The sequence below is a fragment of the Nonomuraea marmarensis genome (assembly GCF_043197025.1).
Lineage (GTDB): Bacteria > Actinomycetota > Actinomycetes > Streptosporangiales > Streptosporangiaceae > Nonomuraea > Nonomuraea marmarensis.
The window spans coordinates 1-4,755 of record NZ_JBICRM010000089.1; the positions used below are offsets into that span (position 1 = coordinate 1).

The window sequence follows — 4,755 nt, forward strand, 5'->3', positions numbered from 1 at the left end:
AAGTGGTGGTCAGAGCCGATGATCCCCGTGTGTTCGACATGATGGACGCTCCCCCCGAAGCGTTAAGATGATCTACCTTGACTCATCTACCCATAGTGATCGTTTCCACACTTAGAGTGATACCCCCACCCGTTCGGGCGAACTTCTGAGAACCGTTCGAGCACGTACTCGACCATGAGCTCGTCTGTGGATCGTCTGCTGCGCTGGGCCAGGTTCCGCAGGTCGTTGTAGACGCGCCCTGCGGTGGTGTCGCGGGTGGGGTTGGGCATCAGGCGAGCACCGCCTCGACTACGGGGCGGATGAGGGACAGTGCGCCCAGCTTGTGGGCGATGTGCTGGAGTTCGTTGATCTTGCTGGGGTCGTTGCGGCGTAGGTAGCGGCCGAGTGCGGATAGGGCGAGGGTTTCGCCGATGCGTCCGCGGTGGCGCATGGCGTCGACGACGCTGCGGGCGGCGTTGTAGACGGGTACGGGTTCTCCTGGTGCGGCTTGGAAGCCTTCGATGCCGAGGGTGAAGGTGTCGGGGGAGTATTGGGCGACCACGACCGGTGGGTAGGAGATCGAGGGGCGGTGCCGTCCTCTGGGAACCGCGATGTGCACGGCTGTGGGGATGTCGTCGATCAGTTCGTGGAGGGCGAGGGCGGATTCGTCGCAGACGACCGCGTGCGGGGCTCGGATGCACACGGCCAGCAGGTCGAGGTGTGCCGTCTCTGGGGCGGATGCCTGCCGGTAGACCCCTCGGGAGAGCTCATGGATCTTTCCGTCGGCGGTCAGATCGGCCAGGTCACGCGAGGAGAGCGAAGCCAGCCGGGCTTGTCCGGTGGTGAAGGTCGGAGGCAGCGTCACCAGGCATGACACCAGCCGTGGCGTTCCTGAAGGGCCCATGTATCGAACTCTACCAGTCTCCCTATTGAAGGGGATGGGTTTGATACATTAGCCATGCGTCTCGTTCGGGACGAGCCGTGATCAACGAGCCTTGATCCAACGCCTCGTACGTTCGAGCCATGGGTGCACGCTCACGCAGATGCCTTCCCCAGGAGTTAGGGCGTGTCCCGTGATCTTGAGGTCGGTCTTGGTGTAGATCTCCAGGTGTGGATGAGGAGCGTCTGAAACGCCACGACTTGACTGATGAAGAGTGGCAACGGCTGGAGCCGATGCTGCCGGTGAACGCGGTGCAGGGCGCGCGGTGGAGGGACCACCAGACGGTGATCAATGGGATCTTGCACCGGACGCGAACGGCACGGTGTGGCGTGATCTGCCATCGTGCTACGGGAACTGGAAGACGGTCTATAACCGGCATCGCCGCTGGTCGCTGGATGGGACGTGGGAAAAGATCCTGGACGGGCTGCGCACGGGTTGTGACGAGGCCGAAGGCGGGGACTGGGCTGTCAGCGCCGACTCCACCATTGTGCGTGCCCATCAGCATGCGGCCGGAGCGCGTCACGCTGTAGCCAAGGATGCTCCGTCAAAGGGGGGCGGACAAGATCACGAACGGGTAACGCCAGGCCGTGAGGCTCTGGGCCGGTCGCGAGGCGGGCTGTCCACCAAGATTCACTTGGTGGCCGACCGCCGATGCCGTCCTATCACCCGGATACTCACCCCCGGTCAGCATGGCGACTCCCCCCGCTACGACAAGAGGGAACTCATCTACTAGGGCACCATCGACGTCGCCTCGATTCGCATCTGGCTCCGCGATCCCGTGGTGTGACGGTTACACCGGTTCGAACACCAGCGGTTTGCTCAACGTCTGGCGCACTGCAGACCGCTCAACGCGTTCGGCCACGGCCTTGTAATGGAGTTCGTCCACCGGCGGATCCAGTACGAGGTCGTAGCGGAACCTTGTGACCGATTCCTCACGCTCCAGGATCACCGAGACGGTCACTCTGATATCGGCCAGCCCCCGCTCTTCCAGTGCCATCCGAGCCGAGATGGTTATGCACGATGCCAGCGCGGCCTCGAGGAGCTCATGAGGACGCAGACCGGCCGAGCCGCCCACACCGTCCTTGAGAGTGTCGGCCAAACCCGTGTTCCGACCCGCACGGAACCTGACCTGGTACGGCGCGGCCAGCGCTTGAGCCTCCACCACAGCAGCCCCCTTCCCAATCTCCGTGCAGTGCACGCTACCCACCCCGTCCACTAAATGAGAAACGGGTTTCGCTATCTGGACATCAGGCGGGCCGCGTACGCGAGATCTTGATCTACGGGACACGTCCTAGGTCGCAACGCGTCGTACCACCGGCAGTCGGCTGACCGGCCTCACTGCGTCGCGGTGACGATGCAGCGCCGTAGCTCCTCGACCGCCTCCGGGGCGCCTTCGACCGTCACGTCGCTCGGCTCGCCGGCGCTGTCGCGGTTCCACATCCAGCGCAGCACGGCCGTTGGCGGGCCGCTCACGGTCACGTCGGCCGCGTCGTCGCCGGCACTGTCCTCGACGGTGAACAGCCCTGGGCCGGTCCGTACCCGCCACGCCACGCCGTCGGTCCGCACCGTGTACATCCGGCCCGGTGAGCCGGCCAGGATGTCGGTGAAGTAGTCGCCCCACTCCGCGACGCTGTACGCCACGAAGATCTTGAGCAGCTCGTCGATGCCGTCGATGGCGAGGTCTGCCGGGACCGGCGCGATCGGCTGTCCGGTGCCGAGTTCGGCGTCGATGCGGTGGATGACCGTCTCCTGCGCCATCCGGCGGATCCAGAAGCCGACGGTCTGGTCCGGGGTGTACCAGGAGCCGGCCGGATCCTCCGGCTTGCGGGCGGCGAACTCGTCGAGCAGCCCGGCGTACGCCCGGTCGAGCAGTGCGAGCGGCTCCTCATCGGCGAGTTCCTTCGGCGGCCAGGGGTCGGGTTCGGCGCCCTCGCGCATGGCCAGGGTCTTGTGCAGGTACACCTCGCCGATGTGGTGGGTCAGGTCGGCGACGGTCCAGCCGGGGCAGCTCGGCACCGCCGCAGTGGGGACGGTCGGTACGACGGCCCGCAGGCGGGCGAAGTCGGCCGCCAGGCAGTCGAGGAATCGGCGATACTCCATATCGGACAGTTCAGCACATGCTCACGGCTCGGTCAGCCCGTCCGGACGCGAACTCGCGACGGTGTGATAGCCATCCTGAGCAGAGCGGGACTCCATGCGAGGGGGAACGAGTACGCGACCATGTGATCCATGTCGATCCCCCAGGACCCACCCGCATCCGCACCACCGCAAGAGTCCAGACATTCACGAATGGCTCGCCGGATCGGCTGCCTGGCCCTGCCGTTAGTGCCGCTCCTGCTGCTCGCGGCGATTGTCATGGCGCCGGTGTGGATCAATGACCACCGGCTGGCGCGCATGGTGGACCGTATCCAGGAGTTTCCGCTGCCGCCCGGAACGGACTTTGGGTACTTCGACCCGCAGGTCGAGGTGAGCGGCGACTCCGGCGACTGCTGGTACACCATCCGCTTCGAACTCTCCACGGTCCGGCCTATCCAAGAGGTGCTGAACCACTATCGCCAGGCGAAGATCGAGGACCCCGACGGAGACCTCGGCGACTACGGGGTCGTGGGCTGGACGCCGTTCGACGAGCCCGGCACCCCCGTGGATGGCCCCTCCGCCACAAACCCAGTGATCATCGACCTGGATGGGATGTACGACGGCACCTGGACGGACATGCGCTGCTGGTGACGCGGCGGGCCGCTCGCGTGCTGAGGCGTACGAACGGCAAGCTCAAGGGCCGCCAGCCCAAACTGTCGGCCCGTCAGCAGGCCGAGCTGGTGCGGATGCACACCACCCGCGAGTACACCATCGCCGAATTGATGGAGGTGTTCTCCATCGGCCGCGCCACCGTCTACCAAGTCCTCGACCGCGCCGGCTCCAGGCCCGCCGTGAAAACACGCTCACAACCCAGCACGGCCCAGTAGGTCATGGACATCACGCTCGAACCCGCGCTGGTTTCCACCTTCCCCGCAGCCCTGTCCGATGTCTTCTGACATCACTGCAGAGGACTCGTGAAATCGACACCGGATCTGGGGGCAGGATGTGTGTCGTGGAGGTCGAGCGAGCCAGAGGGGACCGGTTTCGGGATCCCGGTGTCCGTCTGTGGGATTTCGCCAGGGAGATTCTGGTCCGGTGTCCGCGGTGCGACGGGCGTGCGCTGGTGGCCGTACATCCTGATCATCGTGACGGGCACGCGTACGCCGTGGGTTGGCTGACGGCGCCGCATCGGCTGACCTGTCTCGGGTGCTCTCACCTCGCTGAATGGACGCCGCGGCCGTGGCGCAGTGGTGCGGGGGATGTGTACTTCACCGGTCGTGGTGCGCTCGTGGTGCCGCAGTTCGGTGGGCCCGATGATCCCTACTTCGGGTTGCCGTTGTGGTTGCGGCGGCCCTGTTGCGGTCGGGTGTTGTGGGCGTACAACGTGCCCCATCTGGAGCTGTTGGCGGCGTACGTGGCTGCGACGCTGCGTGAGCGGCCGACGCCTGCGGGGTCGCAGACGCTCCTGGAGCGGCTGCCCGCGTGGATGAAGGCGGGCGGCAACCGGGCCGAGGTGCTCGCCGCGATCCGAGCGCTGCGTCACTGCGGGCCTCATGACGAACAGCTCCACGTATGAAGGCCCAGGTCGGGGATGGTTTCCCCGACCTGGGCACTGAACATTTCTGGGGTTGTTTCTTAGCCTGGATCCACGGCTTGAAATCTGATGCGAGTGTCGTGAAATGAAGTGAGGTGCCCCCTGACCTGGGATGATTGGAGTTCTTCACGCTTCAACCAGCCAGTTCAGAAAGGCACCTCGTAAG

The 4,755-nt window shown here is 65.3% G+C and carries 7 protein-coding genes; 4 read left to right on the plus strand and 3 right to left on the minus strand.

Going from position 1 to position 4,755, the window contains the following annotated elements:
* Positions 1 to 268: 268 nt before the first annotated feature.
* Positions 269 to 883, minus strand: coding sequence for a type IV toxin-antitoxin system AbiEi family antitoxin domain-containing protein (locus ACFLIM_RS49950; RefSeq protein ID WP_393177931.1), 615 nt, complete (start codon positions 881 to 883; stop codon positions 269 to 271).
* Between the two features lie 358 nt (positions 884 to 1,241).
* Here ACFLIM_RS49950 and ACFLIM_RS49955 point away from each other — a divergent pair, with 358 nt between their 5' ends.
* Entirely contained in the window at positions 1,242 to 1,652 is a 411-nt protein-coding gene (locus tag ACFLIM_RS49955) for an IS5 family transposase (protein ID WP_393177943.1), read from the plus strand.
* Positions 1,653 to 1,709: 57 nt separating this feature from the next.
* Here ACFLIM_RS49955 and ACFLIM_RS49960 read toward each other — a convergent pair whose 3' ends face one another.
* Positions 1,710 to 2,084 (minus strand): OsmC family protein, encoded by a 375-nt coding sequence (locus ACFLIM_RS49960; protein ID WP_393177933.1) that lies wholly within the window; start codon positions 2,082 to 2,084, stop codon positions 1,710 to 1,712.
* A gap of 170 nt (positions 2,085 to 2,254) precedes the next feature.
* Positions 2,255 to 3,019, minus strand: coding sequence for a maleylpyruvate isomerase family mycothiol-dependent enzyme (locus ACFLIM_RS49965; protein ID WP_393177935.1), 765 nt, complete (start codon positions 3,017 to 3,019; stop codon positions 2,255 to 2,257).
* A 189-nt stretch (positions 3,020 to 3,208) separates the two neighbouring features.
* On the opposite strand from ACFLIM_RS49965, the gene ACFLIM_RS49970 reads away from it, so the two are divergent.
* From ACFLIM_RS49970 to ACFLIM_RS49980, 3 genes are all read left to right on the plus strand, one after another.
* Positions 3,209 to 3,646, plus strand: coding sequence for a hypothetical protein (locus ACFLIM_RS49970; RefSeq protein ID WP_393177937.1), 438 nt, complete (start codon positions 3,209 to 3,211; stop codon positions 3,644 to 3,646).
* Positions 3,647 to 3,663: 17 nt separating this feature from the next.
* On the plus strand, positions 3,664 to 3,882 hold the full coding sequence (locus ACFLIM_RS49975; protein WP_393177939.1) for a helix-turn-helix domain-containing protein: 219 nt from the start codon (positions 3,664 to 3,666) through the stop codon (positions 3,880 to 3,882).
* Positions 3,883 to 4,256: 374 nt separating this feature from the next.
* Positions 4,257 to 4,571, plus strand: coding sequence for a hypothetical protein (locus ACFLIM_RS49980; protein WP_393177941.1), 315 nt, complete (start codon positions 4,257 to 4,259; stop codon positions 4,569 to 4,571).
* Positions 4,572 to 4,755: the final 184 nt, after the last annotated feature.

Coding starts and splice junctions, on each gene's coding strand:
- ACFLIM_RS49950 (WP_393177931.1), bottom strand. CDS start 883: ATGGGCCCTTCAGGAACGCCACGGCTGGTGTCATGCCTGGTGACGCTG.
- ACFLIM_RS49965 (WP_393177935.1), bottom strand. CDS start 3,019: ATGGAGTATCGCCGATTCCTCGACTGCCTGGCGGCCGACTTCGCCCGC.
- ACFLIM_RS49970 (WP_393177937.1), top strand. CDS start 3,209: ATGGCTCGCCGGATCGGCTGCCTGGCCCTGCCGTTAGTGCCGCTCCTG.